The following is a 25,544-nucleotide window of genomic DNA, read 5'->3' as shown; positions in this document are numbered from 1 at the left end:
TTCGTTTGAAACCAGGAGAAATCAAACCGGCTGAAGGATGGATAGAAATCAATGTTGGGCGTGATGTGAAGACGGTGAAGGTCGCGAATACAGGTGACCGTCCAATCCAAGTCGGGTCTCACTTCCATTTCATTGAAGTGAATAAACATTTAGAATTCGATCGTGAACAGGCGGTCGGAATGCATTTAAATATTCCTTCCGGGACAGCGGTGCGTTTTGAGCCGGGTGAGGAGAAGGAAGTGGAGCTTGTCGAGTTTGGTGGAAGGCGCCATGTTTTCGGCTTGAACAAATTAACGGAAGGTTCCACTCACAAAAAAGAGGAAATTGTAGAGAAGGCATCGGATGGCGGATTTAAAGGAGCTGACAGTTAATTGAGAATTTCACGTGAACAGTACGCGAGGATGTTCGGCCCGACTGTGGGCGACAAGGTCCGTTTAGCGGATACCGATTTATGGATTGAAATAGAAAAGGATTATACGACGTACGGAGATGAGGGAATTTTTGGCGGCGGGAAGTCCCTTCGCGTGTCGATGGGGCAGAACGGTCAAAAGACTTCTGAAGACGGCGTATTGGATACGGTCATTACGAATGCAACGATCATTGATCACACAGGGATCGTAAAGGCTGATATCGGAATCAAAAATGGGAGAATTGTTGGCATCGGTAAGGCGGGGAATCCAAACACGATGGACGGTGTCGATCAGGGAATGATTATCGGTGTCGGCACGGAAGTGTATGGAGGAGAAGGTTTGATTGCGACAGCGGGAGCAATTGACACGCATATTCACCTCATCAGTCCGCAACAAGTGGAGGTAGCGTTGAATGCTGGAACGACTACATTCATCGGCGGCGGGACAGGCCCTGCGGCAGGTTCCACTGCAACGACGGTAACACCTGGAAAATGGCATTTGCATCGGATGCTTCAGCAAATTGAAGACATTCCATTGAATATCGGTATATTCGGGAAGGGAAGCGCGGCTTTCCCGGAGCCGATTGTTGAGCAGGTACGGGCTGGCGCAATCGGCATGAAAATCCATGAGGACTGGGGAGCGACCCCGTCTGCACTGGATCTAAGCTTGACGGTGGCGGATGAATATGACATCCAAATTGCCTTGCACTCGGATACATTGAATGAGGCTGGTTTCGTCGAAGATACGATCAATGCGATTAATGGACGCGTCATCCACGTCTTCCATACAGAGGGAGCTGGCGGGGGACACGCGCCCGACCAGTTGAAAATGGCGGCATTGCCGAATGTATTGCCAGCGTCGACGAACCCGACGAAGCCGTTTACAGTCAATACGATTGATGAGCATATGGACATGCTTATGGTATGCCACCATTTGAAACGTGATTCGGCGGAAGACATCGCTTTCGCGGATTCCCGTATCCGTCCTGAGACAATTGCGGCAGAGGACATTATGCAGGATATGGGGATTTTGAGCATCATGTCATCCGACTCCCAGGCGATGGGCCGGGTTGGCGAAGTGGCGATCCGGACGTGGCAGACGGCGGATAAGATGAAAAAGCAGCGTGGTCCGCTTCCGCAAGACGAAGGGAAGGACAATGATAATTATCGCGTCAAACGCTATATCGCAAAATATACGATCAATCCAGCCATTGCCCAAGGGATCTCGCATGAAGTCGGCTCGATCGAGGAAGGGAAATTGGCGGATATCGTATTATGGGAACCTGCATTTTTCGGAGTGAAGGCGCAAGTCGTCATTAAAGGTGGTATCGCCGTCTATGCGGCGACAGGAGATCCAAATGCTTCAATTCCAACACCGCAGCCGTTAATGGGTCGCAAGATGTACGGATATCATGGGCAAGGACCGCAAAATTCGTCAATGACATTCCTGCCGAAAATTGCAGTGGAGGAAGGCCTTCCGGAACATCTTGGACTGAAAAAGCTGATCGGAACAGTCCAAAATTGCCGTAACGTATCCAAAGCGGATATGAAGCATAATAGTGAAATGCCGGTAATCGACGTCGATCCGGAAACGTATGAAGTAAAAATTGACGGGGAGCTTGCAACATGTGAACCAGTCGACGTACTTCCTATGGCACAAAGGTACTTCTTGTTTTAATTCTCGATTCTTACTTTTAGGTAAATTGTTGATTGTAGTGTAAGGCGGCGACTCCTGGGGGATTAGCGAACGCCGTTACGAAGAACGGCGTTTGCGAGCAAAAGCGATAGCGTTGCGAGCACAAATTTTTGCTCTAGCCGTTACGAAGAACGGCGTTTGCGAGCAAAAGCGTAGCGTTGCGAGCAGGAATGGCAGAATGGATGCCTTAATTTCTGCAAAAATCGCAGAAATACGGCAAATCGAACCCTTCGCCGTTCGATTGGCTCACCGCCCGCCCCCCGGAAAGCGTCCGCCTGAAACGGAAATCAACGTTGTGAGTTTTACACTTTTATAAAACCGTAGTCATTGCAAAGAAGGAGAATGCAAGATGCTAATAGAAAAAATCATACGCAATATCGGTGATACAGAAGAAATTCCAGGAAAGCGCATCGAATGGGTCGAGCTGGAATGGGAAGAGTTGAGCAAGCGGATTCTACGTACGGAGACGACGAATGGTACAGATATCGCTTTGCGCATTAATCAAGAAGAACCGTTGAAATACGGCGATGTGCTATTCGAAGATGACGAACGCTGCATCGTGATTCGGACGAAAATGGAATCGGTCATCGTCATTCGGCCGAAAGATATGGTCGAAATGGGCAAAGCTGCGTTTGAGCTTGGCAACCGCCATACACCTGCATTGATCGAAAAAGACGAGATTGTCGTCCGCGCCGACCACACGTTAGCGCCATTATTGGATGAGGTGGGTGTAGCGTATGAAACAACCGAACGACGATTCAAGCAACCTTTCAAATACCGTGGCCATTCCCACTGATCTCCAGTTTTTGCGGTTGCTTCAAATCCATGATTCAGCATTCCCAATCGGATCATATACGCAATCATACGGAATGGAGACGTATATCCAAGAGGATTTACTCCGGACGAAGGAGGAGCTGATCGCTTTTTGTACGACGTTTCTCCATCACAATCTCGTATTTGGCGATGCGATTCTCATCCAAGAAGCACATGAAGCGGCAAGGAATCGAGATGTCGATCGTCTTCTGCATTTGGAAAATCTTTGCGGAGCCATCAAGCTTGCAAAAGAATCCCGTGACGCGAGCATCAACTTGGGGAGGCAGTTCATTCGGACAGTTTCACCACTCGTCGAGGATTCTTATTTTGACGACTGGAAAAATCGAATCAGTGCGAATGAAATTAAAGGGCATTATGCCATACTGTACGGCATATATTGTGCCGTCAGTGATATCGATGCGCATTATGCGGTTCTATCGTATTTATTCTCGTCGATAAATGGGCTTATCCAAAACGCAGTGCGTGCTGTCCCGTTTGGACAAAATACAGGTGTGCAGGCCATGCATGAACTGGCGGCAGAGGTTGTTGCAGCTGCCGGGCTAGTTGCCGAATTGACTGAAGAAGACATTAGCAACAATGCGCTTGGCATCGAGCTCGCATCGATGAAGCATGAGTATCTTTATTCAAGATTATTTATTTCATGACAGGAGGCGTTTCTATATATGAAACCAGTACGTATCGGAATCGGGGGTCCTGTTGGATCGGGCAAAACATCGCTCGTCGACGCACTAACCCGCGCAATGCACGAAGATTACAATGTTGCAGTGATAACGAATGATATCTATACACGCGAGGATGCTCAATTCCTAATGAATCACGGTGTGTTGAATGAAAATAGGATTCTCGGGGTGGAGACTGGCGGGTGCCCGCATACGGCAATTCGTGAAGACGCTTCCATGAACTTCGCTGCAATCGATGAGTTGAAGGAACGTTTCAATGATCTTGACATCGTTTTCGTCGAAAGCGGCGGGGACAATCTATCAGCTACGTTTAGCCCAGAGCTTGTGGACGGATATATATATGTAATCGATGTAGCAGAAGGTCAGGATATTCCAAGGAAAGGCGGTCCTGCTTTAACAAGATCAGATCTTTTATTGGTCAATAAAACAGATCTCGCTCCGCATGTCGGCGTCGATCTTGAATTGTACAAGAGTGACGTAGAGAAGATGAGAGGCGGCCGCCCTTACGTCTTTGCGGATGTCCGGACACGGAAAAATGTCGATCAGATCGTTAATTGGATTAAACACAGTATGTTGCTTGAAGGCGCAGGGACAGCGAGTGCCGGTGAGTAAAGTGGCCCGAAGACACCATAATGGAAAGCTGGATATGGTGTTTGAACCGAGAAGAGGTTATACCCGGATGCCGCATGTATTCCAGCAACCTCCGTTGAAGGCGAGCCGAGAGCTGTACGAAGGGGACAACCCTACGGCGACCGTGTTTATTATGGAATCGTCAGGGGGCATGGTGGCAGGGGACCGAAATGATATATCGATCCGTCTGTTACCAGGAAGCAAGGCGAGGATTATCCAGCAATCTGCCTTGAAAGTATACCGATCGCATACAGGTGAAACATGTGTCCAATCGATTGACGTGGAGCTTGCGGAAGATTCGCGTCTTGAATGGATGCCTGAAGTGATTATCCCATTCGCGGACTCCAAATTCCAAATGGAAACAACGATTCGCCTTGAGAAGGACGCAACGTTACTTTGGGGTGAAATTATCGCTCCAGGTCGAGAGATGCGTGGGGAAGTATTCGATTTCTCTTCATTAAAATCAATGATGAAGATTTACGTCGAAGGGGAGCTGCTCGCTTTTGACAGTCTTCACTTTGTCCCAGAAAATCTGCATCTCCATAAAATTGGTTTACTTGAAGAGGCGTTGTATGTCGGCTCCATTTGGCTCGTTTCAGAACAAGTTGACGACATCAATCTGCGAGTGATTCAGGAAGCGATGAATGTTGGTGACGGATTACGGGCAGGCATCACAAGACTTGCGGGGAATGCGGTACATTGCAGAATTCTCGGTGTGAATCAATGGAGACTGCAGCAGGAAATGAAGCGCGTGTTTGCCGAGCTATCGGCAATCGTATGAAAGTGCGGAGGAAACGATGAATAAACGAAAAATAATGATCGTCCTAATTGGAATGCTACTACTCGTTGCAGTCGCAGGATGTGGAAAAAAAGAAGCGTCGGTCGTGAAAGATAATACCCTAATCTATGCTTCTGAATCTGAGTTTAATGGACTGAACCCGATTCTTGAGGAGACGAATGTAGACGCGCTTCTGTTCCGAGGACTTTTCCGTTTTGATGAAAACAATGAACCTAAAACAGATATTGCAGAGTCATACAGCATTTCGGATGACCAATTGACGTATACATTCAAGTTAAGGGAGGACGTGCAGTTTCATGACGGTGAACCGCTTACTGCTGAAGATGTCATCTTTACAATTGAAAGTGTGTTAGATGACAAGAATGCTTCGTTCCTGAAGTCCGATTTCATAGAAGTAGAGTCGCTGATAAAAATCGATGACTACAAATTCGAACTGAAATTGAAGCGTCCTTTCACCCCGATCCTTGATAAACTGACATTGCCGATTTTGCCGAAGCATGCGTTTGACGGCGTAGATATGCGGACGGCGGAGTTCAATAGCCATCCGATCGGTGCAGGACCTTATCAGTTCGATCGCTGGGACCGCGGCAACAGCTTGACGTTAAAAGCGTATGAGCAGTTCCATGGTACAAAGCCATCTATTGAGAAAGTCATTTTCAAATTTATTCCCGACAGCAATGTACGGGCGCTGCAGCTCGCTTCGGGAGAAGTCGATATCGCCTTGCTCGATCCAGTGCAAGTCGGTGAATTGGAAAAGCGGAATCATCTGGAAATCTACAATGTCGATACTGCAGATTACCGAGGAATCCTATTCAATATGCAAAACGATTTATGGCAAGATGTCCGGGTACGACAGGCATTCAGCTTTGCCATCGATCGGGCCCGAATTGTGAAAGGTATTTTGAAAGGGTACGGGGAAGAGGCTTTTTCGCCGTTGCAAAAGCATGCCTTTCATAATGAAAACATTGAGATGTATAGCTACGATGTCGAACATGCCGAGCAGTTGTTGAATGAAGCAGGTTGGGAAAAATCTAACGACGGCTTCCGTTACAAGGATGGCCGAAAGTTGAGCTTCACGATTACAGCACCTGCGTCAGACGCAGTCCGTGTCAATATGGCGAATTATGTCGCAGAAGGCTTCAAATCGATCGGTGCGGATGTCGATGTGGCGGCGCTTGATTGGAGTGCAATTACGATTGAAGAGACAGACGCATTCATGATCGGTTGGGGCAGTCCGTATGACGCGGACCATCATACGTATAGCTTATTCCATTCTTCGGAATCGAGCTTGACGGGTTTCGGTTATAATTACGGAAATTATTCGAATGAACAAGTGGATGTATTGCTTGAAAAAGGTCGTTTATCAATGGATGAGGATGAGCGGAAGGCAAGCTATATGACATTTCAAGAGGAGCTTGCAGATGATCCTGCATTCGCATTTATTGCTTACGTCAATGCAGTTTATGGCATTCACGGAAATATCGAAGGCGTGAAGGAGCGTACACTTGGTCATCACGGCTCCGGTTTCCTTTGGAATGTCGAGGAGTGGAAGTGGAATGACCGTTAAATGGGTTGGGAAGCGCATGATGTTGGGGATTCTTGTCCTTTTCATCGTGAGCTTCCTCTCTTTTTTCATTATGCATGCGGGACCGGGAAGCTCTGCGACGGCTTATTACGGAGGCAATGCCCAAACGTTGACTGCCGCAGAAAAAGAGCGGATCAGCAAGGCCTTTGCGCTCGATCGCCCAATGATTGTCCAATATGGAGCCTGGTTGAAGGAGACGGTGACAGGGAATCTCGGCATGTCTGCTAGTGTTGGCCGTCCTGTCGCTACGATTCTTTCAGAGAGGCTGCCGAATACGCTATTGTTGTTCGGCACCTCAATGTTGTTCATTATTCTCGGGTCCATCTGGCTTGGGATGGCGGCTGGGATGAAACCGGGTTCGCTGCTCGACAGGGGGTTGTCGACATTCAGCATTGCTTCCTCTTCCATTCCGGCGTTTTGGGTCGGGATTTTATTCATTTATGTATTCGCTGTCACCCTTGGTGTTTTGCCATCGTCCGGAACGAGGAGCCTAAGTGGAGATGGGGGTTTTGTCGATAAAATAAAGCATCTGATTATGCCGGCATCGGTTGTCGTGTTGACGCATGTCGGCCTTTACGCGCGCATCCTCCAAGATAGTGTCAAATCCGAAATGAGAAGCTATTATGTGATGGTGGCAAGGGCGAACGGGGTGGAGGAGCTAGAAATTAGGCGGGGCGTTCTGTGTAAAGCCTTCATCCCTTATTTGAACTACCTTGGTATTACAATTCCATCTTTTTTTGGCGGTTCCGTCATCGTTGAGTCGTTATTTTCCTGGGCGGGCCTCGGCCAATTGCTCGTGAAGTCCGTCATGGTAAAGGACTATCCGCTGCTCATGGGTGGGATTATGCTGACAGGTCTCATTGTCGTCATCACCCTATTTGTCATTGATGTGCTTATGTACATCCTTGACCCGAAGCTTCGGAGAGGGGAGTTGAGCGGATGAAAACGAGGAAGAATCTTGTCTTCTGGTGCTCGCTTCTTGGTCTTACTCTCGTCTTGACATTGTTTTCCGATGTACTAGCCACTCACCCCGTGAATGAAATGGATTTGGACGCGGTTTATGCACCTCCTGGCGAAGGGCATCTGTTAGGGACGGACCATCTTGGACGGGATGTCTTTTCGCGTTTATTGCAAGGCGGAAAGGTGACGTTGACAGTCGCTGGATTGTCGGTCGCATTGTCATTTGCAATAGGCGTTATTTACGGAGGAATTAGCGGGTATGTCGGAGGATGGACCGACTCCGTCATGATGCGGATTTTGGAAGCCCTTATTTCTATCCCTTCTCTCATCTTCGTCTTGGCGTTTCAAGCGATTATGCAAGGCGGGATGTGGGGGATGACGGTCATTATCGGCATGACGGGTTGGTTTACGACCGCCCGGATTGTCCGCTCGGAATTCATCCGACTGAAAGATGCGGAATATGTAAAGATGGCGAAAATGTTCGGAACCCCGGCCTGGAAGATTATTACGGGGCATCTGTTGCGCAATAGCATGGCGCCGTTGTTCGTCGTGACGATCTACAATTTGGCAGGGGCCGTGTTCATCGAAGTGTCCCTCAGTTTTCTCGGCATTGGCATTCCTCCTTCGGTTCCATCCTGGGGGAATATGCTGTACAATGCGCAAAACGATATATTGATCGGTGCCTGGTGGATCGGCTTGTTTCCTGGAATGCTGATCTTTCTGACGATCCTTTCCATTAACTTTATTGGTGAAGCGATGAAGGATTCGGGAAGGGGGCGGTTCCATGCTTGAGGTGAAGGAATTAACGATTGTTGTCAATGGAGCGACTGTCGTGAATAGGAGCTCGTTTTTCATTCCGAATGGGAAAATCACAGCAATGATCGGTGAAAGCGGCAGTGGAAAAAGTATGACGGTTGCGGCGTTGTTAAAAATATTGCCTGCAGGTGCAAATACCTCTGGTGAAATACGTTATAAAAGCGCTAATTTGCTGGAGGCAACGAAGGAAGAAGTAACAGCTATACGAAAGAATGAGTTTTTCACAATTTTTCAGGACGCGATGAACAGTTTTAATCCAAGCATAAAAATGGACCGGCAGCTATATGCGTTTTCCGCAGGAAGGATCGGCGAAGATCATACTACCTACCGGAAAAAGATGAAGGATATTCTAGGGAAGCTGGGTTTGTCCGCTGACATTTTGGACCGATATCCATTTGAATTATCGGGTGGCATGCTGCAACGGTGCATGATTGCGTGCGCTTTGTATGTCAAACCGGCCTTGCTGATCGCGGATGAACCGACATCAGCGCTCGATAAAGTCGTTCAGAAGGAATTTTTGAAATGGCTCCGGTTGTTGAATGAAAACGGAACGACGGTTCTTCTCATCACACACGATTTGGATGTTGTGACGGGTTTGGCTGATGAAATGATCGTCATGCAAAAAGGTGAAATCGTAGAGACGGGTACAGTCTCGGAAATCTTTTCACGACCAACGCATGACTATACAAAGCGGTTGCTGGACAGCCGATTTTAAAGGAAGGAGGCGTGGGCCTTGCTACAGGTAGAACATCTTTCAAAAAGCTATGGCAAGGGGAAACGAAGAAAACCTGTATTGCATGATATTAATTTGACGGTCGGGAAAGGCGAGCTCGTCGGAATCGTCGGTGAAAGTGGCAGCGGGAAAAGTACGTTGGCACGCCTCATCATGCAGTTGGAACCTGTGGATGAAGGAAAGATTTCATTCTTGGGTTCAGATAACTTCTATGCCTCCAACCAAATCGTCTTCCAAAATGCAACCGCCGCATTGAATCCTTCGTGGACGGTCCGCAATATCCTTAGGGAGCCACTTCGGATGATGAAAAGGAATCGTGATGCCTATATAAGTACGATGCTCGGAAAGGTTGGTTTGGAAGAAAAACACTTGGATCGGCGCCCTTCGGAATTAAGCGGCGGTGAACGGCAAAGGGTGAATTTGCTGCGCTCGATGCTTGTAGAGCCGAAGCTATTAATTTGCGATGAAATTGTGTCGAATCTTGACCGTTTGATTCAAAAAGAGATCGTTGAGCTGATTCGACAATTGAACCGGGAGACGGGCATGGCGATTTTGTTCATTTCTCATGATCTCAAAATCGTTCAGCATTTATGCGACCGTGTGTATGTGATGGAAGGCGGGAGGATTGTGGAGGAAAGCGTGAAAAGGGATGGCGGTTTTTCATTCACGCACCCGTATTCTTTGTTGCTGTTCGAGTGAGGCTGTTCAACTTTTTCGGTAGTGGGTATACTGGATGGTGAATTGAAAGGGAGATGACGAAAATGGAACAACGACCGATGAGCTATTCACGGACAATCGTTACGAAGCTTGTATTACCGCCGGACACGAACCATATGCAAACAATTTTTGGTGGAAAGGTACTGGCGTACATAGATGAAATTGCTGCGATTGCGGCGATGAAGCATTCCAATAGGGCCGCTGCTGTCACGGCCTCCATCGATTCGGTTGACTTCTTGTCTTCCGCAAAAGTCGGGGACGTGCTCGAACTTGAGGCAGTCGTCAGTTCGACAGGCCGCACGTCGATGGAAGTATTCGTCACGGTGCATTCCAGGGATTTGGTGACAGGAGCAACAAAGCTGACAACGGAATCATTTTTGACGATGGTCGCCATGGATGAAAACAACAAACCGACCCCGGTTCCGGGCATCTATCCGGAAACCGAAGCAGAAAAACGGTTATTTGAAACGGGTCCCGCACGCAGAGAGCACCGGAAGCTGCGAAGGGAAATTAAACATTGAGGAAGTCGCCTTTCTATAGGCGGCTTTTTTGTATGGTGATATCTGCACGCGGGAGTCTCGCTGTCTATGGATTTTTACCGTTGCGAGGAGTGGTTTTGACAAATTAGAGCCTTTAATTATTGAGATTGTGCGGTATTGCGCGAGTTTAGGCGAGTTATGAGCAAGTTTTATGGTCAAATGCGCGAGTTGGGAGTCGATATGCGCGAGTTTACATGAGTTATGCGCGATTTTGTACAAGTTATGCTCATTTCGGGACTTTGGACTCAGTGAATCGCAGCTCTCCACTGAAACCTAAACTGACATTTTCCGTATATAAGGAAAGGAGTGAGGACGATGAGAGCGGATATCCATGAACGGCAAATGGAGTTGACGATGCTCCGGAATGAGCGAAATCGAGTGAAGCGCAGGCTTGATGGTGCGGAGGCACAATACAAGGAAGCAGTCCAATTGCGTGATCGGCTGCATCGGCAACTAACAAAGGAACAGCAGGATGTAGTGAAGCTGGGAAAATTTTCATTCATGAATAAAATTAAAGAGTGGACGGGCAAATGGGATGAACAGATGGAAAAGGAGATTAATGAAGTCGCAGAAGCCGAGCTGAAATACAATGAAGCCGAAAAGACAGTGACGGATTTAGAAGCTGAAGTCAGGCGGCTACGCGAGCAAATGAATCGTGAGGATTTCCTTTATATTGATGAGGATTGGGCGGACTTTTTAAAAGAGAAAGAGGCATGGATTCGGCAAAACGATACAGTCGCAAATGGGACGCTGCAGAAAATTGCTGATGACCGTGTGCGGGTCCGTTCGTTAATGAGAGAAATTGATGAAGCCTATGAGGCAGGTGAGAAAGCAAAACGTGCTCTTGACGCTGCGCTCGATAAGTTAGGCAATGCGGAAGGGCTGTCGATGTGGGATACGTTTTTAGGCGGCGGCCTCATCGTTTCTGCGATGAAGTATTCGGAAATGAACAGCTCGGATGATCTTGTACACCGCGCACAGCGGGCTCTCCGCCATTATGAGACGGAATTGATGGACGTCCAAAACGCCGCAACGGAATCGTTCAAGGTGAACCAAAATGACATTTTCACATTTACGGACATTTTCTTTGATAACATTTTCTCCGACTGGGCGGTGCATTCGCGGATTACGGACGCGAAAAGCAAGCTAAACTCCGTGCTCCAAGATGTCCGCCGCGTGCAGGACCAGTTGCGGCGGAAACGTAATGAAGCGATGGAAGAGTTAAATCGTCTGGATCAGCAGGAGAAGGATATTATCGTGTCTTAATGAAACTCCAAAAACTCAATACGGTTGCCGAACGGGTCGTGTGTGAAGAAGCGGGCACGGCCTTCGATCGGCGGTTCTTCTGAAATTTCGTATCCTGCTGTTTCTAAACGGGATTTCAGTTGGTCAAGCGCATGTACGGTGAAGCCGGGATGCGCTTTTTTGGCGGGTGTAAAATCAGCTTGGATGCCAATATGGACTTCTTGGTTGCAGCATTTGAACCAGCAACCGCCGCGTCCTTGCAAGTTTTCAGGCTTCGGGATTTCTTCCATACCAAGCAGTTGACCGTAAAATTCACGTGCCTGTTCTTCCGAATGAGGAGGTGCCGCGATTTGGATATGGTCGATACCGGTGAGAAATTGAGTCATCGTCATTCGCCCCTTTTGTCGTTGTATCTCCAGTGTAAATGATGTGGATAGGAGAGGCTATGACGGGAAATGAAACGTTATGTATAAGTATTAGTTATAATGGATTCATTTTTCAATAAGCGTCATAGTGCAAGTTGATCCACTCAATTCCTTTGCTGAAGCTTATCTATTGAATCGGGGAAATTATCTATTGAATGGAAGAAGTTATCTATCGAATCCAGAGAGTTATCTATTGAATAAGAGGAGTTATCTATTGAATAAAAGAGAATATCACCAAACAGGGACTTTAGATTCATTTCAAATTAATCACTCAAATCACTTTACACTTTCCGAGATTATAGTGTACTATGTAACTAATACACCGGTACAGAAGGAGATAGACATATGAAACAGTGGAATGGTTTATTGCGGAAGGAATGGATCCAGTGGAGATGGATGTTACTGGTGCTGGCGATTCTATTGGTGACAGGGTTGTTCGTTCTACCGTCTGTTGCCAAAGTGTTTGCAGTGAATGCCTTTTCTGTTTTTGAGGCTACGATGGTCCTTTGCTTTTTGGTGGCGGGTTTCAGTGCGTTAGTGCCTGTCATTTCATTAGCGACAATGGTCAATCGCGATTTAAAACACCCGGATTTGTGGCTGCATTCGACGGCATCTACGACAAAGCTTGTTGGAGCAAAAATGACGATGGCTGCACTTATTGGAGTTGGAAGTTTGCTCATTCCGACGGCTGTTCTCGCCATTCGTTATGCAATCAGTGATGTATCAATCATAACGTTCGACGAACTATTCTTTTTCGGGAGTTTGTTCATCACCTTTATTTTCTTTGCGTCGCTCATGTACATGGTCATCGGCTTTTTCTTCCTCGTTATCGATCAACTGCTAAAACGGTTTGTTAATAGCTTTTCCATTGCGATTACACTCGTTCTATTCATCCTATCGATCAGAGTGTATGGGGAAGTTGTAAATTCCAGCTTTTACGAGAAGCTTAGCAAATTCGGCAAAATCGATCTGATGGCGATTAAAAACCCGACGCTCGAAATCGGGTACGGCTTCTTCGCCTATACCGAAACGGTTCTATATGCAGGTGATTTATTATGGGCGGTACTCTTTACAGTTGGGTTATTCCTGGGAGGAATTAGCATATTCGATAAGCAGGTGAGGTTATGAATAGGTGGAGCGGTTTATTCAAAAAAGAATGGATGCTTATGCGAATGTCGATGATTTTCTTTACCTTTAGCTTTATCGTAATTGCAGTGTCGAGTTTCGCACCGGCTGCAGTTGGTGGCATTGTTGAATCAGATGAGCTTACTAATATGTTTTCAACGATGCATATTTTTATCGGAGCAGCGCTTTTCCTTCAAAGTCTCCATACAGATATGAAGGAGCCTGATCTATGGCTACATTCGCCCGCTTCGATTGCACAGCTCTTAGGTGTCAAGGTAATAGCAGCGGTTATCTTGATAGCTGGATCCTTTCTAATTTGGACCGGTATAGCGATAATTGCATATTTCATCGGTGGAATTGTAGGTATCGTCCCCGATTTGGCAATACTAGTAAAAGTGCTCGTCAATACTATATTCATGATGTCTGTCAGCTTATTAATTTGGGTGATTTATAAGATGTTGGCAGTGAGGGTTCGCTTGTTGGCAGGGGTTGTTATGCTGTTGCTTATTTTTGTAGGATTTACCGTATGGGGTGTTATGGAGTTTGTCTGGAAGATCTCTGGATCCTTTACCGGCACATCACTGTACATTATTGTTGCAATTGTCTTATTTACAGGCGGAGCAACTTTGCTCGAAAAGAAAGTGAGGTACTGACGATGAGCATTGATTTTTCACCTGATAAGCCGATCTACCAGCAGCTCATCGACCGGATTCTAGGAGATATTATGCGAGGCACACTTGGGGTGGGGGAGAAGTTGCCGTCCGTCCGTGAGTATGCAGTGGAAGTTGGCGTCAATGCCAATACGATGCAACGCGTATATAAGGAGTTGGAGCAAATGGAGATCACCGAGACGAGAAGGGGGCAAGGATCGTTCGTGACGGAGGATCAGGAAAAGATCACGGCCCTTCGGAATGAAATGAAGGAACAGCTTGTGACGACATTCCTTCAAAATGTTGCGGCTTTCGGATTTACGACGGATGAAATTATAAAGAGCTTGCAGGAACGAGGTGGCGAGAATGATTGAATTAAAACAGATCGTAAAGAAATATGGCAGTAAACGGGCATTGCAAGATGTGACATTGACGATTCCACGTGGAAAAGTGATCGGCCTTGTCGGGGAAAACGGCAGTGGGAAATCAACGATGCTGAAGCTGATGGCCGGGCTCTCACTACCGAATTCAGGGAGCGCAACGTTTGACGGGCAGCCGATCACCCGCAGGATTGCTTCGCGTATTGCGTATATGTCCGACACGGATGCCTTCTATCTGTATTTTACGGTACAGCAGCTTATCGATTTCTATGCATCCCAGTTCGAAGATTTTGACGTAGTGAAGGCGAAAGAAATCCTTCAGTTTTTGAATGTATCGCTTGATTCCAAAATGAAAAATCTGTCGAAAGGGAACCGGGGACGTGTGAAAATTGCGGTGACGCTTGCGCGGGAGGCGGACGTGTATTTGCTTGATGAACCGTTTTCCGGACTTGACCCGATGGTTCGTGATGATATTGGGAAAGGACTTATCCGCTTTACCGATACAGAACGACAGACGATTATAATGTCAACACATGAGATCCGGGAAGTTGAGCCGCTGCTTGATGAAATCATCGTCATGCGCGGGGGGAGAGTCATTGCCCAAGAGGCAGTCGACGAAATACGTGATTTTTACGGAGTTGACGCAACGAGTTGGATGGTTTCGCTATTCAAATGAATTCAGCAGAAGTCCCTCACTTCTATATGCGGTGGGATGAATGCTTATATTCTTAAATTCTGTCGGGTTCAAATCGCGCTGAATTCATTTGAGCCTCCGGCGGATGCCACAGATTTTCAAAGGAGCTTTTCGAGCTAGCTCGAAAAATCTGGACGCAAGTACGCGAAAGCGTACTTGATCAATCAGCAACTAAAAAGGGAGTTGGAGACATGAAACCGGTAGTAGAATTGAAGGGGTTATCGAAAACGATTAAAAACAAGAAAATCATCGATAATCTGAGTTTGTCGTTGTATCCTGGGCAGATCACGGGCTTCCTCGGTCCGAACGGGGCGGGGAAAACGACGACGATCCGGATGATGGTCGGACTGATGAAGCAGACGGGTGGCGACATTGTCATCGATGGGGTGTCACTGCGCGAGAACTTCGAGGAAGGTCTATCGAAAGTCGGCGTCATCGTTGAAAACCCGGAAATGTATAAGTTCATGTCGGGCTATAAAAACTTGCTGCATTTTGCAAGAATGCACAATGGCGTAACGAAGGAACGGATTGACGAAGTTGTCCGTCAAGTCGGTATGCAAAACCGCATCCATGAAAAAGTCGGGTCCTATTCACTCGGGATGCGTCAGCGTCTCGGGCTTGCACAGGCGTTATTGCACAATCCGAAGTTCTTGATCTTGGATGAACCGACAAATGGACTCGATCCCGCTGGAATCCGTGAATTCCGTCAATACTTGCGAAAAATTGCTGAGGCAGAAGGGGTGTCCGTCTTCGTTTCAAGCCATATGCTGTCAGAAATCGAGCTCATGTGCGACCGGATTGCGATTATCCAGAACGGAAAGCTCATTGACATACGCGAAATGTCAGAAACGCGGGAATCGTTCTATTATATTGAAGCAACTCCAACGGAAAAGGCGAAGCAGTTGCTTGTAGACGGAGGATTTACGGTGGATACGCTCAATGGCGGTCTTCTCGTGAATGCTGAGCAGCACCAAATTCCAGGGTTAGTCGAGTCGTTTATTGCCGAGGGGTTAGAAGTGTATGCGGTTCAACCGCATAAGAAAACATTGGAGGATGAATTCCTAGAGATGACTGGAGGTGGCCAAATTGCTGAAGCTTATTCAAAATGAATGGATGAAATTGTGGCATAAAAAAGGAACGTGGGTCATGGTCGCGATACTGATCGTGCTCACTGCAGGAATGATTAGCTTAACAAAATGGATTGATATACAAAATACGAAACATGCCGCGGAGAATCCACCCAGCTGGCAGGAAGGAGTACAAGGGGAACTGGCCTCGATTCAAATGCGTCTTGCCGACGATTCATTGACAAAAGCCCAGCGCAAAAAGCTTGAAGGTGAAGAGAAAGTTGCTGAATACCGGCTTGCGAACGAAATTGAACCAGAGTATAGTTACAGCCGGGAGGCCATGATCAAGGATCCTTCGGGCCTAGGCGGAACGGTCTTGCTGTTGACGGTCATTGTCGCGGCAGGGATTGTCGCTTCCGAGTTTTCTCAAGGGACGATCAAAATGTTGCTGACACGCCCAGTGAAACGTTGGAAAATCCTGACGTCCAAATTTCTCACAGTCAATCTGTTCGGCATTTTCCTTATGCTAATCGGCTATGCCGTCTTGATCCTAATGGTTAGCCTATTATTCAAGTCGGGGACGGGCCAGGATCTTGTGTGGAACGGTAAGGAAGTAGTGGAAGCATCTGTCTGGGGTGAGAGCCTATATATGTTGCTGTTGTCATTCGGAAACGTGTTTATAACCGCGACATTCGCTTTCACAATTGGCAGCGTCTTCCGTTCTAGCTCGCTTGCAATCGGTCTTTCACTGTTCATTTATTTCTCAGGATCGATGATTAGTGCCTTGCTTTCGAAATATGAAATTGCAAAATACTTGTTGTTTACGCATATGGACTTGACGCAATTCGAAACGGGATATATGTTGGTGGAAGACATAACGATGCCGTTCTCGCTAGCCGTCCTTGCCGTTTATATTGTCGCGTTCCTTGTTATTAGCTATACGACATTCGTAAAACGTGATGTTACGGCTTAATTGATAGGTCCAATCAAATATAGATTTCTCGATTTGCCCAACACCGCCTTGTAACGAGTCGGTGTTTTTTAGTGCTTTCGAATTAAATATTTTCCAAGTTAGGGGTGAATAGATAGAGGTAATGATGCGAAAACCGTCGATTCCTATCGAATTTTTCCCAATTTCCTAAAGTCAGAATGTTTGCTACAGTAAAAGTAGCAACAATGAATCTATTAGGAAAAGAGGACAATGAATGAAGAGACCATTGAAAGTGCTCGCCGCTATTGCCATTACGGCTTCGATGCTGATGCCTACGAGTGCTGTGTCTGCACAGGACGGCCTCCGGGACTTCAAAGAGGACCGGCTGAAACAAAGGGGCGAAACGTTCCGAGTGCTCATCACAGCAACAAGTGACCAGCAACTGCAGCAACTTCAACAAAGCTACGAGCTGCGCAATGAATTCGACGGCCATTCCTACACGACGGACGTGACAGCGAAAGAGTTTACGGCTTTGCAAAATATGCCGAATATCACTGTCGAAAAAGTGGATATCCTCTCGATTCAGATTGACCCTACATCAGTGGAAGTGAATGATGAAATGGATGCAGCAGCTGCTAGCCAATCCGTTCCTTGGGGTATTAAAGCAATTTATAATGACAATAATTTAACTTATACGACGGGCGGCTCAAACGTGAGGATCGCCATTCTCGATACAGGTGTCAATGTGAACCATAACGACCTCTATTACAACGCAGAACAATGTAAAGACTTCACACAAACTTCGCCGCTTGTGAACAATAGCTGCACCGACCGTAATGGGCATGGTACCCATGTTGCGGGGACTGCACTAGGCGAAGGTGGAGACGATCGAAGAGGCGTCTACGGAGTAGCCCCAAATGCGAAACTTTGGGCATATAAAGTATTGAACGATTCCGGAAGCGGCTATGCGGACGATATTGCGAATGCAATCCGCCACGCCGCAGACCAAGCATATGCGCAGCGTGTAAAAGTTGTTATTAACATGTCGCTCGGTTCAAACGGTGAAAGCTCCTTAATTACGAATGCAGTCAACTATGCATATGATCGCGGCGCGCTAATCGTAGCAGCTGCTGGAAACGATGGTTACTCCCCCGGTTCGATCGATTATCCAGCAGCCTTGCCTTCAGCAATTGCAGTCGCAAATCTCGAAAGTCGGTTGGAAAACGGCACATACCGTGTCGCCAATTCGTCATCCCGTGGTCATTCCAGAACAGCTGGAGACTATACCATTCAAACAGGAGATGTTGAGCTGTCAGCACCTGGCACATCGATCTTCTCGACTTGGTACAACGGTGGGTATGCAACAATTAGCGGTACATCGATGGCAACACCGCATGTGGCAGGACTGGCAGCGAAGGTTTGGGCGGAAAATCCCAGTTTCACAAACGTTCAACTTCGCACCAACTTGCAAAATCGTGCGAAATCATATGATATCCTCGGTGGTTATCACGCCGGACGAGGAGATGACATTGCATCCGGATTCGGATTTGCAAGAGTTCGTTAAATTAGCCTCCTAATGAAAATCCCATACATTAGGCCGAAAACAGTCCCATACTCCCCTGGGACTGTTTTCTCATGTATTCATAAAAAGGTAATGATATGTTTGAATAATAAGACAGTAAAGGGGGGCTAATGTTGAATATCGGATCCATTCTCAAATACTACCGAATGAAAAACAATCTGACACAGGCAGAGCTCAGTGAAGGCATCTGCTCCATCTCCCATTTAAGTAAAATTGAGTCGAATAAGTACGTTCCCCACATTGAAACGATTAACGAACTGTTCAATCGAATGAATATTGAATGGGAACAAGAGGTAAATTCCTATGAGTATTGGAAAGAGAAATTGGAAACATTCATCATGCACTCAGTCTATTACGATCTAACTTCTATGGAAGAGGTGTACGCAGAGCTTTCCGCGCAAGAAGACTACTTGCAATCGACAGACTTAGTCAATCGATACGAGCTCTATAAATTACGGTATTATTTATTCAAACGGGACATTCCGCGTGCAACGCAGCAAACCGCCATCTTGAAACGGATGGAAAAGTCATTTACGGATTATGAAAAAGGCGTATCGAAAGTCATTTACCTCATGTATGACATCTTCACGCAAAACTTTACAGAAGCGGAAGGTCGCTTGGAACGGATTGAAGAATTTAGAGAGCGGATTCCCCATATGTTCGAAGGGGAACTGTTTTATCAAAGAGCCTACTTGCTTCATAACAGAGCTCAATACAGCAAGTCGACTTACTACGCAGAGATGGCCGTCGATCACTTCAGGAAGGATTCCAATTACATCCGTCTCCTTCACGCACAGCTTCTGTTGGCGATCAACTATACAAAACGCGACTTTACCTTGCAAGCGGAGGGCTTGTTCAAAACAATCCTACGGAACGCTAAAATGATGGAGAAGGATCAGTTGTACCAAGGGGCACTTTATAATTATTCAGTGTTACAAAATAGAAGGGGACTGCATAGTTCGGCATATGATATGTTGAAAGAATTGAAGGCACTCTTGGAAGCAGGTACCGATTACTATCAGGCAGTCCTCATCCACTTATTGCAAACAGCCGTTGAGGAAAATAAAGAGATTGATTTGTTGCTTGATGAATTAGAAGAACTAGCTGGAAGGAAAAAAGACCCGTATTTGGAAGTGCAGTTAGAGTACTTTAGAAAGACGAAATTATCCCAACAAGAACTTTTTGACTATTGTGAACAAATAGTATTTCCTTTTCTGAAGAAACATGATTATATAGGAGAAGCAAGAAGTATTGCCTATAGGTTAGCAAACTATTACCGCTCCACCGGTAATGACGGGAAAGCGGACATGTATAGTTTGTATTATTATGACAAGGGGGAGAAGGAATCATGAAACGAAAGTTATCCATCATTTTACTAACGGCACTGCTAGCCGCATTTGCCGGAACAGGAAGCGCCTTAGCACTGGAACCGAACGACAGCGTATCCACGAACGCAAAAGGCGACCAAAATCTAACTCCACCATCGATCTTACCTCCACAAGTATAAGTAAAATGGCGTCCCCAGCTAGTCGGCTGCGGGACATCTTTTTTTGTTTGCCGTCATCGTGCCGCGATTCCACAAAAAAAGCACTTCAACAATCACTTATGATTGTTGAATGTGCTCACAAGACCAGCTGTTGTACCAACGATGATAAAAGCGAATAAGATGTACATGATGTATAAGAACCACATGAGACTTCACTCCTTTTTATCGTAAATCCTACATTCCATTGTAGCATCAGTTCTGGGCGTAGGCAACGGGCGACACAAGGTTGTTGAAATTGTGTGAATTGGAGCGGTTATTTTATGTGGCGGGATTTAAAAGGAGGTCCCGGAAGAAATGGGCGGGTCCTGGTGTGGGTTGAAAGTCCCGAAATGATCATAACTAGTTGAGAGTTGCGCATAACTCAATTGAAAATGCGCATAACGCTGTAGAATTGCGTCATAAGTTGCTAGTTTACGCGCAAAAGAGACTCCAAATTGCGCATAATTACACGATGTGTATTTTCTTGTTAGACGGGATAGAGCGCTTAAGCTTCAAAAAGCCGATATGTAAACTTGAATTTTCGGTAAACTTGTAGCGGGAAGAATTATAACATGTTACGATATGAGATGGAGGTGGAGCTTATTGATAGTTAAGAGAAAATCAGTGCCGCTCAAATTGTTAGGACTCGAAATGCTTGTAAAAAGATTGCCCGCAAACCATCCAAACATGGAAAATATCTTGAAGGAGGTACACAAAGTTCGTGCAGGAGAAAATGGAGAGCGGATTTTAGAAAGTGTTTTTAATAAGTATAGTTTTCCGTTCGAACATTACATATTACATGATTTGAATCTTCAATCGTCCGGCAAGTTCCAGATAGATACACTTTTTTTATCAAGTCAAGGCGCAGTTATATTGGAAGTGAAAAATATAGCCGGTCGAATTGAATTTCCCCAAGATCAAAACCAGCTAATTCGTGTTTTAGAAAATGGACAAGTTGATGCTTTTGAATGCCCGTCTGTGCAGCTTGAACGGAATATGATTCTATTGAAAGATTGGCTTTTTGCAAAAGGCTATTCAATCCCCGTCAGAGGTGCTGTAGTTTTCCCTCGACCGCAGCAAAACTTTGAAAATGTACGTAAGAATTTGACTCTTTTATTCCCCTACGAAATACCGGTTTACTTAAGAAAGCATAAAGAGACCTCCCCATCTCTCGATTCCAAAACCCTCAACGCAGTGGCAAAAGACCTCTTATACGATCATCGTAGATACAATCCATTTCCCTTAACTAAAAGTTACAACATTCAACCATCGGAATTAGTACCAGGCGTTCGCTGTGAAAATTGTGGCACTCATGGAATGCAAACCATCCACAGTGGATGGGGCTGTAAGAGTTGCGGTTATATCGACAAGTTTGCTCACATTCAGGCATTTCTGGAATACTGTATGTTAATCGATTTTCAATTTACTAACAGTGACATTCGAAGCTTTTTTCGAACCGACAACAAGGATAGAGTCTCCAGGATGTTGAAATATTTAGAGATTCCGTCAACAGGTAAAAATAGAGGCGTAAAGTATTCAGTCGGTTTAAGTGACCTTGAAAGGTTATATGAGATGCAAAAAGGTAACCTCAAATAAGACAAATCCTTTCTTATAATGGGAGAGGAGTGTATTAATTATCAAACTTCACTAGATCAAAAGTCCCGAAATGATCATAACTAGTTCAAAGTTGCGCATAACTCACTTGGAAATGCGCATAACGCCGTAGATTTGCGTCATAACTTATCTTAAATTGCGCATATCCCATTTGAACTCGCGCATAACTTTGCGCCATCGTTTCGCCGTGTTTCAACGGGACATTCCTACCAATTTATTAACTATCTGAAACCCCGCCCCGCAATCCGCCGTATGTCATTCAAAGGGGGTGCAGCCGGTGAGAAGATTACTTGTTTTCATGATAGTCCTGTTTAGCGTTTCACCCACCCAAGTCCATGCAAAATCGTACACGATCGATCGGGTGCAGATTAAAGGGTGGGTGCAACCGGATGGCAATATGTTAGTGAATGAGGTGTTTACGTATACATTGGATGGTGAGTTTTCGCGGTTGACGCGCTCGTTTCCGGGGAAGCATGTTGACCAGATTTACCCGTTTGAGGCCTTTCTCGTAGAAGGGGCGGAGTCGGTTGTTGGGGAAATTAAGGAATCCGCTTTGACCAAAGTGGATGTGTCCCGCAAAGGAAACACCTATGTGACTGCCATTCCTGCAGATCGGAAAAGCATTTCCGTCCTTTACGTCTATACGATGATGAACGCCGTGACATCTTACGAATCCTACAGTGATTTGAACGTTACCTTCTTCGAGGGGGGCGACAACCACGACGAGGACATCCATAATGTGGATATCGCCTTCGTGTTGCCTGGCGATGTCGGGGACGATCGTATTCATGGTTTTATGCATGACCGGGAAGGGCAAGTGCGGATGGTATATCGCGACGGCATTACGTTTCATACGCCAAAGTCGTCCGCATATACAGTGACGGGTACCCGTGTGCTGTTTCCGTCAACCATCATGACGGAGCAGTTTAAAAGGACCGAACCGATGCCTTTCGAAAAAGCCATCCTCCAGGAACAGCGGCTTATCGATAAAAACGAATCAAGATGGGCGAATATCCCCGTTGCTATAAACGTGGCGAATGGATTGACCGTTTTATTCATCATTCTGATTGTCTTCCTTTTCTTACTGAGACAACGGTTATTTTCCCCGTTCGGCAGCACAGATCTTGTCTTGCAGACGGATCCAACGTATTTGGCCTTTGTTGATCATAATGGTCGGTTCAACCGGAAAAGCTTCCTGTCTGGGCTGTTTTCACTCGCCGAAAAGGGAATTGTCAAAGTGGAGATGGCGGACGCGGCATCGCGTTTCCAAGGGAAGGAAGGCGCTCCCGAAAAGACGCTCGTTTTTCAACTGGTCCAATCAAATGAACAATTGAAGAAATCCAAACAAGAATTATTACCTCATGAGCAATATTTAATGACATGGTTGTTCAAAGGAAGGATCGGTCATCGAAAATTCCACTTGCATGATATGGCGGGGTCCTCCCTTCGTACTGATAAACAGAATCGGAATGATCTACGCAAGCAATGGAAATTCCATGAAAATCACGAAGTCTGGCATGAAGATGTGCTGCACCTTATGGAAGACGCAGGCGCCCTTTCGACAAAGGTGCCGAAACTGATGAAGCTTGCCATTTTCCTCCTCCTTACAATCGTAACGATGTTCGGGTATTATGCGGACGGCGCAAGCGGTTGGGGAATTGCATTTCCTGCGATTGTCGGGGTCCTTGGAATTGCCTTTTACAGAACTAACTCAGGAAAGAGATGGCCCGCCATTACGTTCTTTGTCGGGATGTTTTTTGCAGGGGCACAAATCGTTGCTTCGGATGTAACAGACGCCGTCCTTTACGCGATTATTTGCGGCGCAATTTTATTTTTCATAACCCCGAGGGCAATTCCAAGCTCGATCACTGCTCTTTATACAAAGATGAGCATTACGAAATTCAGGAGTCAGGTAAAACGGGGGATACCCGATTATCATCATCTAGATGAAACTGACCGTTGGATGACGCGGGCCTATTTACTGAATCGGTCCAAGAAAAGGCTACCGAAGCTTAGACGAGGATTGTCAGAATCTTCTCCACTCGCGGCATTGTTCGCGTTGCAAGTCGATCCGATTTATTTTACCTATTCTACGTGGGGATCCCCCATCTCCCCAAACAAGGCCTTTCACAAGGGAGGCAGCTCTTATGATTCCGGCGGTGGTTACGGAGGAGGCGGCGGAGGAGATGGCGGTGGTGGAGCAGGAGCAGAATAAAAAAATGCCGGCTTGTTATGGGCTGGCATTTTTTTATGGTTATTGTTTTTCTTTCAATAAATCTCGGATTTCCTTCAACAATTCCTCTTTTGCGTCAATGGCAGGTGCTTCTTCCTTTGCAGGCTCCTCTTTCCGTTTGAACTTCATTAATAAACGTACGAATAGGAAGATCGAGAAGGCGATGATGAGAAAATCAATAATGGATTGTAAGAAAAGGCCATATTTCAGAGTAGTCGCCCCGATTGGCAAATCAAGAGTGGACACGTCAACCTTTCCAGTGATCGCAACGATGATCGGCGAAATAATGTTTTCTACGAGTGATGACACAATATTTCCAAATGCTGTTCCGATGACGACCGCAATCGCTAGGTCAAGGACGTTCCCTTTGAATGCAAATTCCTTGAAATCTTTCCACATATTTATTCACCTTCTTTCATCTGAAATGGTTGTTTTTATCCAGCTGTTCGCATATAATGAGAACAAATGTTCCGAACGGAGATGAGAGCTATGCGACAAGCTTTACTCAACATATGCGAACGACGTGATTTGGCGGTAATGATCTATATGCGGGCGGATGGGACATTGACAAAAAGACGCATCCGCATTCTTGCAGTCGGTGTAGATTCATTTACAGCGTATTGCCATCTGCGCCACGAAAAACGGACATTCAGAATAGACCGGATCTTGTCCGTCCAACGTGTCATCAGCCGCGAACGACAGGCGATTTGAATTTTACCACATGAATTCCTCTTCAGGAAACCATCGATAGACATCTAGATCCACTTTCCCATTTGACATGAACTTGATACCTTCCGCCTCTAGCAGTTCCCGTTGCAAGCCTTTTTCTTCACGGTCGGAGGGGGTCGAAATGCCGCCCTGCGCATTGATAATCCGATGCCAGGGCAAATCGTATTTGGCGCTCATCGAATGGAGGACTCTCACAACTTGTCTTGCACCACGCGGATTTCCTGCAGTCGCAGCGACTTGGCCGTATGTCATGACACGCCCCGAAGGAATGTCCTTAATAATCTTTACAACTCTTTCTGTAAATGGACTCATGTTAACCCTCCTCATTTGAAACTATCCAAGTCACTCAATCGTACACAACATAACTGGAAATATAAATGGGAGAGTGGTCATGTTGAACAACTTGTTCGTGAAGCAAAACACAATAGGCTATATCATTAAAATTGCCGGGGTTGCCGTCATGATTTGGGGTGTTATTCAAGGAATCTTTTCATTGTCGATGATGGCGCAAATGGGCGGCCATTTCAATGAATGGGGAGATTGGCAGCACTCAGGCGGGATGACAGGCCCTGCCTTGTTGGCATTCTTCGGCATAATTGCAACGCATTTCCTCTATGGGGTGTTGATCATCGGATTCGGTGAAGTCATTGATACCTTGCAGAAGATTTATTTTCGTTTAGACCCGAAAGCGAAGCAACAATGGGAAGAAGAGCAGAAAGGGGAACAAGGTTTGCCGGCAGGAGAAGTTCCGTATTGGGTGAAAAAGGAAGTGAAGTCCTATTATGATAAAAAGCAATCGACCATTCAATCTATTGAAAAGACAAGCGATGCTTACATTTTCAGAGTTTCAGTGGATGAGCGCACCGAATATATACAAGTGGGATTCTCAGAACCACGTATTTTATCCGATGAGGAAGCGGCCAAGTTTAGGGAATGAAAAGCGCCT

29 protein-coding genes are annotated in these 25,544 nt (G+C 46.2%); 26 read left to right on the top strand and 3 right to left on the bottom strand.

The features are described 5' to 3' along the window. The first annotated feature begins 5 nt into the window (after positions 1-5). The 13 genes from ureB (at position 6) to MHZ92_RS04875 (ending at position 11,664) form a co-directional block, all read left to right on the top strand. A complete protein-coding gene (gene ureB, locus MHZ92_RS04935; protein ID WP_239430444.1) occupies positions 6-371 on the top strand; it encodes an urease subunit beta in 366 nt (121 codons plus the stop codon). A gap of 30 nt (positions 372-401) precedes the next feature. After that, entirely contained in the window at positions 402-2,087 is a 1,686-nt protein-coding gene (gene ureC, locus MHZ92_RS04930) for an urease subunit alpha (RefSeq protein ID WP_239430510.1), read from the top strand. Positions 2,088-2,454: 367 nt separating this feature from the next. Continuing rightward, a complete protein-coding gene (locus tag MHZ92_RS04925) occupies positions 2,455-2,901 on the top strand; it encodes an urease accessory protein UreE (protein WP_239430443.1) in 447 nt (148 codons plus the stop codon). Further along, on the top strand, positions 2,843-3,583 hold the full coding sequence (locus MHZ92_RS04920) for an urease accessory protein UreF (protein WP_239430442.1): 741 nt from the start codon (positions 2,843-2,845) through the stop codon (positions 3,581-3,583). Before MHZ92_RS04925 ends, MHZ92_RS04920 begins: the two co-directional genes overlap by 59 nt. Positions 3,584-3,601: 18 nt before the next feature. Next, a complete protein-coding gene (gene ureG / locus MHZ92_RS04915; protein ID WP_239430441.1) occupies positions 3,602-4,231 on the top strand; it encodes an urease accessory protein UreG in 630 nt (209 codons plus the stop codon). Further along, complete coding sequence (locus MHZ92_RS04910) at positions 4,224-5,030, top strand: urease accessory protein UreD (RefSeq protein ID WP_239430440.1); 807 nt, start codon at positions 4,224-4,226, stop codon at positions 5,028-5,030. The genes ureG and MHZ92_RS04910 overlap by 8 nt, the downstream gene beginning before the upstream one ends. Before the next feature lie 16 nt (positions 5,031-5,046). Continuing rightward, positions 5,047-6,615, top strand: coding sequence for an ABC transporter substrate-binding protein (locus MHZ92_RS04905; RefSeq protein WP_239430439.1), 1,569 nt, complete (start codon positions 5,047-5,049; stop codon positions 6,613-6,615). Next, positions 6,605-7,576, top strand: coding sequence for an ABC transporter permease (locus tag MHZ92_RS04900; protein ID WP_239430438.1), 972 nt, complete (start codon positions 6,605-6,607; stop codon positions 7,574-7,576). Before MHZ92_RS04905 ends, MHZ92_RS04900 begins: the two co-directional genes overlap by 11 nt. Further along, the gene (locus MHZ92_RS04895; protein ID WP_239430437.1) at positions 7,573-8,385 is read left to right on the top strand and encodes an ABC transporter permease; all 813 of its coding nucleotides are present in this window, start codon (positions 7,573-7,575) and stop codon (positions 8,383-8,385) included. The genes MHZ92_RS04900 and MHZ92_RS04895 overlap by 4 nt, the downstream gene beginning before the upstream one ends. After that, the gene (locus MHZ92_RS04890) at positions 8,378-9,124 is read left to right on the top strand and encodes an ATP-binding cassette domain-containing protein (protein ID WP_239430436.1); all 747 of its coding nucleotides are present in this window, start codon (positions 8,378-8,380) and stop codon (positions 9,122-9,124) included. Before MHZ92_RS04895 ends, MHZ92_RS04890 begins: the two co-directional genes overlap by 8 nt. Positions 9,125-9,142: 18 nt before the next feature. Beyond that, the gene (locus tag MHZ92_RS04885) at positions 9,143-9,841 is read left to right on the top strand and encodes an ABC transporter ATP-binding protein (RefSeq protein WP_239430435.1); all 699 of its coding nucleotides are present in this window, start codon (positions 9,143-9,145) and stop codon (positions 9,839-9,841) included. A gap of 62 nt (positions 9,842-9,903) precedes the next feature. Then, positions 9,904-10,380 carry an acyl-CoA thioesterase gene (locus MHZ92_RS04880; protein WP_239430434.1) on the top strand — a complete coding sequence of 159 codons (477 nt, stop codon included), beginning with the start codon at positions 9,904-9,906 and terminating at the stop codon, positions 10,378-10,380. A 333-nt stretch (positions 10,381-10,713) separates the two neighbouring features. Beyond that, positions 10,714-11,664 (top strand): hypothetical protein, encoded by a 951-nt coding sequence (locus tag MHZ92_RS04875; protein ID WP_239430433.1) that lies wholly within the window; start codon positions 10,714-10,716, stop codon positions 11,662-11,664. On the opposite strand, the gene MHZ92_RS04870 is transcribed toward MHZ92_RS04875, so the two are convergent. Beyond that, a complete protein-coding gene (locus MHZ92_RS04870) occupies positions 11,661-12,029 on the bottom strand; it encodes a VOC family protein (protein ID WP_239430432.1) in 369 nt (122 codons plus the stop codon). The two genes, MHZ92_RS04875 and MHZ92_RS04870, sit on opposite strands and share 4 nt — an antisense overlap. Before the next feature lie 384 nt (positions 12,030-12,413). Between MHZ92_RS04870 and MHZ92_RS04865 the strand changes: the two genes are divergently transcribed. The 11 genes from MHZ92_RS04865 (at position 12,414) to MHZ92_RS04815 (ending at position 23,851) form a co-directional block, all read left to right on the top strand. Beyond that, entirely contained in the window at positions 12,414-13,196 is a 783-nt protein-coding gene (locus MHZ92_RS04865) for a hypothetical protein (RefSeq protein WP_239430431.1), read from the top strand. Next, on the top strand, positions 13,193-13,846 hold the full coding sequence (locus tag MHZ92_RS04860) for a hypothetical protein (protein ID WP_239430430.1): 654 nt from the start codon (positions 13,193-13,195) through the stop codon (positions 13,844-13,846). The genes MHZ92_RS04865 and MHZ92_RS04860 overlap by 4 nt, the downstream gene beginning before the upstream one ends. A 2-nt stretch (positions 13,847-13,848) precedes the next feature. After that, a complete protein-coding gene (locus MHZ92_RS04855) occupies positions 13,849-14,217 on the top strand; it encodes a GntR family transcriptional regulator (RefSeq protein WP_239430429.1) in 369 nt (122 codons plus the stop codon). Beyond that, on the top strand, positions 14,210-14,899 hold the full coding sequence (locus MHZ92_RS04850; protein ID WP_239430427.1) for an ABC transporter ATP-binding protein: 690 nt from the start codon (positions 14,210-14,212) through the stop codon (positions 14,897-14,899). Before MHZ92_RS04855 ends, MHZ92_RS04850 begins: the two co-directional genes overlap by 8 nt. A gap of 209 nt (positions 14,900-15,108) precedes the next feature. Continuing rightward, entirely contained in the window at positions 15,109-16,026 is a 918-nt protein-coding gene (locus MHZ92_RS04845; protein WP_239430425.1) for an ABC transporter ATP-binding protein, read from the top strand. Next, a complete protein-coding gene (locus MHZ92_RS04840) occupies positions 16,004-16,957 on the top strand; it encodes an ABC transporter permease (RefSeq protein WP_239430423.1) in 954 nt (317 codons plus the stop codon). Before MHZ92_RS04845 ends, MHZ92_RS04840 begins: the two co-directional genes overlap by 23 nt. Before the next feature lie 232 nt (positions 16,958-17,189). Continuing rightward, positions 17,190-18,479 (top strand): S8 family peptidase, encoded by a 1,290-nt coding sequence (locus tag MHZ92_RS04835; RefSeq protein WP_239430422.1) that lies wholly within the window; start codon positions 17,190-17,192, stop codon positions 18,477-18,479. A gap of 131 nt (positions 18,480-18,610) precedes the next feature. Further along, a complete protein-coding gene (locus MHZ92_RS04830; RefSeq protein ID WP_239430420.1) occupies positions 18,611-19,849 on the top strand; it encodes a helix-turn-helix domain-containing protein in 1,239 nt (412 codons plus the stop codon). Further along, on the top strand, positions 19,846-20,004 hold the full coding sequence (locus tag MHZ92_RS04825; protein ID WP_239430418.1) for a hypothetical protein: 159 nt from the start codon (positions 19,846-19,848) through the stop codon (positions 20,002-20,004). The genes MHZ92_RS04830 and MHZ92_RS04825 overlap by 4 nt, the downstream gene beginning before the upstream one ends. 705 nt (positions 20,005-20,709) lie before the next feature. Next, positions 20,710-21,618 (top strand): nuclease-related domain-containing protein, encoded by a 909-nt coding sequence (locus tag MHZ92_RS04820; protein ID WP_239430417.1) that lies wholly within the window; start codon positions 20,710-20,712, stop codon positions 21,616-21,618. A gap of 295 nt (positions 21,619-21,913) precedes the next feature. Then, positions 21,914-23,851, top strand: a complete 1,938-nt coding sequence (locus tag MHZ92_RS04815) for a DUF2207 domain-containing protein (protein WP_239430415.1) — start codon at positions 21,914-21,916, stop codon at positions 23,849-23,851. A 39-nt stretch (positions 23,852-23,890) separates the two neighbouring features. Here MHZ92_RS04815 and mscL read toward each other — a convergent pair whose 3' ends face one another. Further along, the gene (mscL, locus tag MHZ92_RS04810) at positions 23,891-24,268 is read right to left on the bottom strand and encodes a large conductance mechanosensitive channel protein MscL (RefSeq protein ID WP_239430414.1); all 378 of its coding nucleotides are present in this window, start codon (positions 24,266-24,268) and stop codon (positions 23,891-23,893) included. Positions 24,269-24,358: 90 nt separating this feature from the next. Between mscL and MHZ92_RS04805 the strand changes: the two genes are divergently transcribed. Continuing rightward, positions 24,359-24,580 carry a transcriptional regulator gene (locus MHZ92_RS04805; protein WP_239430413.1) on the top strand — a complete coding sequence of 74 codons (222 nt, stop codon included), beginning with the start codon at positions 24,359-24,361 and terminating at the stop codon, positions 24,578-24,580. Between the two features lie 3 nt (positions 24,581-24,583). Here the strand turns inward: MHZ92_RS04805 and MHZ92_RS04800 are convergent, their stop codons facing one another. Then, positions 24,584-24,910, bottom strand: a complete 327-nt coding sequence (locus MHZ92_RS04800; protein ID WP_239430412.1) for an MGMT family protein — start codon at positions 24,908-24,910, stop codon at positions 24,584-24,586. Between the two features lie 79 nt (positions 24,911-24,989). On the opposite strand from MHZ92_RS04800, the gene MHZ92_RS04795 reads away from it, so the two are divergent. After that, positions 24,990-25,535: a hypothetical protein gene (locus MHZ92_RS04795; RefSeq protein ID WP_239430411.1), complete on the top strand. Its 546-nt coding sequence runs from the start codon at positions 24,990-24,992 to the stop codon at positions 25,533-25,535. Positions 25,536-25,544 lie beyond the last annotated feature (9 nt).

It is taken from the genome of Sporosarcina sp. ACRSL (genome assembly GCF_022346605.1).
Lineage (GTDB): Bacteria > Bacillota > Bacilli > Bacillales_A > Planococcaceae > Sporosarcina.
The sequence above is the reverse complement of the archived record's forward strand: the minus strand, read 5'-3'. Positions and strand labels throughout refer to the sequence as shown.

What these genes read in the sequence shown, in the direction of transcription:
- MHZ92_RS04890 (WP_239430436.1), top strand. Translation starts at nt 8,378, where the DNA reads ATGCTTGAGGTGAAGGAATTAACGATTGTTGTCAATGGAGCGACTGTC.
- MHZ92_RS04820 (WP_239430417.1), top strand. Translation starts at nt 20,710, where the DNA reads ATGGAAAATATCTTGAAGGAGGTACACAAAGTTCGTGCAGGAGAAAAT.
- MHZ92_RS04835 (WP_239430422.1), top strand. Translation starts at nt 17,190, where the DNA reads ATGAAGAGACCATTGAAAGTGCTCGCCGCTATTGCCATTACGGCTTCG.
- MHZ92_RS04920 (WP_239430442.1), top strand. Translation starts at nt 2,843, where the DNA reads ATGAAACAACCGAACGACGATTCAAGCAACCTTTCAAATACCGTGGCC.
- MHZ92_RS04875 (WP_239430433.1), top strand. Translation starts at nt 10,714, where the DNA reads ATGAGAGCGGATATCCATGAACGGCAAATGGAGTTGACGATGCTCCGG.
- MHZ92_RS04925 (WP_239430443.1), top strand. Translation starts at nt 2,455, where the DNA reads ATGCTAATAGAAAAAATCATACGCAATATCGGTGATACAGAAGAAATT.
- MHZ92_RS04880 (WP_239430434.1), top strand. Translation starts at nt 9,904, where the DNA reads ATGGAACAACGACCGATGAGCTATTCACGGACAATCGTTACGAAGCTT.
- MHZ92_RS04870 (WP_239430432.1), bottom strand. Translation starts at nt 12,029, where the DNA reads ATGACTCAATTTCTCACCGGTATCGACCATATCCAAATCGCGGCACCT.
- MHZ92_RS04900 (WP_239430438.1), top strand. Translation starts at nt 6,605, where the DNA reads ATGACCGTTAAATGGGTTGGGAAGCGCATGATGTTGGGGATTCTTGTC.
- MHZ92_RS04855 (WP_239430429.1), top strand. Translation starts at nt 13,849, where the DNA reads ATGAGCATTGATTTTTCACCTGATAAGCCGATCTACCAGCAGCTCATC.
- MHZ92_RS04845 (WP_239430425.1), top strand. Translation starts at nt 15,109, where the DNA reads ATGAAACCGGTAGTAGAATTGAAGGGGTTATCGAAAACGATTAAAAAC.
- MHZ92_RS04850 (WP_239430427.1), top strand. Translation starts at nt 14,210, where the DNA reads ATGATTGAATTAAAACAGATCGTAAAGAAATATGGCAGTAAACGGGCA.
- MHZ92_RS04805 (WP_239430413.1), top strand. Translation starts at nt 24,359, where the DNA reads ATGCGACAAGCTTTACTCAACATATGCGAACGACGTGATTTGGCGGTA.
- MHZ92_RS04895 (WP_239430437.1), top strand. Translation starts at nt 7,573, where the DNA reads ATGAAAACGAGGAAGAATCTTGTCTTCTGGTGCTCGCTTCTTGGTCTT.
- MHZ92_RS04800 (WP_239430412.1), bottom strand. Translation starts at nt 24,910, where the DNA reads ATGAGTCCATTTACAGAAAGAGTTGTAAAGATTATTAAGGACATTCCT.
- MHZ92_RS04860 (WP_239430430.1), top strand. Translation starts at nt 13,193, where the DNA reads ATGAATAGGTGGAGCGGTTTATTCAAAAAAGAATGGATGCTTATGCGA.
- mscL (WP_239430414.1), bottom strand. Translation starts at nt 24,268, where the DNA reads ATGTGGAAAGATTTCAAGGAATTTGCATTCAAAGGGAACGTCCTTGAC.
- MHZ92_RS04865 (WP_239430431.1), top strand. Translation starts at nt 12,414, where the DNA reads ATGAAACAGTGGAATGGTTTATTGCGGAAGGAATGGATCCAGTGGAGA.
- MHZ92_RS04905 (WP_239430439.1), top strand. Translation starts at nt 5,047, where the DNA reads ATGAATAAACGAAAAATAATGATCGTCCTAATTGGAATGCTACTACTC.
- ureG (WP_239430441.1), top strand. Translation starts at nt 3,602, where the DNA reads ATGAAACCAGTACGTATCGGAATCGGGGGTCCTGTTGGATCGGGCAAA.
- MHZ92_RS04795 (WP_239430411.1), top strand. Translation starts at nt 24,990, where the DNA reads ATGTTGAACAACTTGTTCGTGAAGCAAAACACAATAGGCTATATCATT.
- ureC (WP_239430510.1), top strand. Translation starts at nt 402, where the DNA reads ATGTTCGGCCCGACTGTGGGCGACAAGGTCCGTTTAGCGGATACCGAT.
- MHZ92_RS04825 (WP_239430418.1), top strand. Translation starts at nt 19,846, where the DNA reads ATGAAACGAAAGTTATCCATCATTTTACTAACGGCACTGCTAGCCGCA.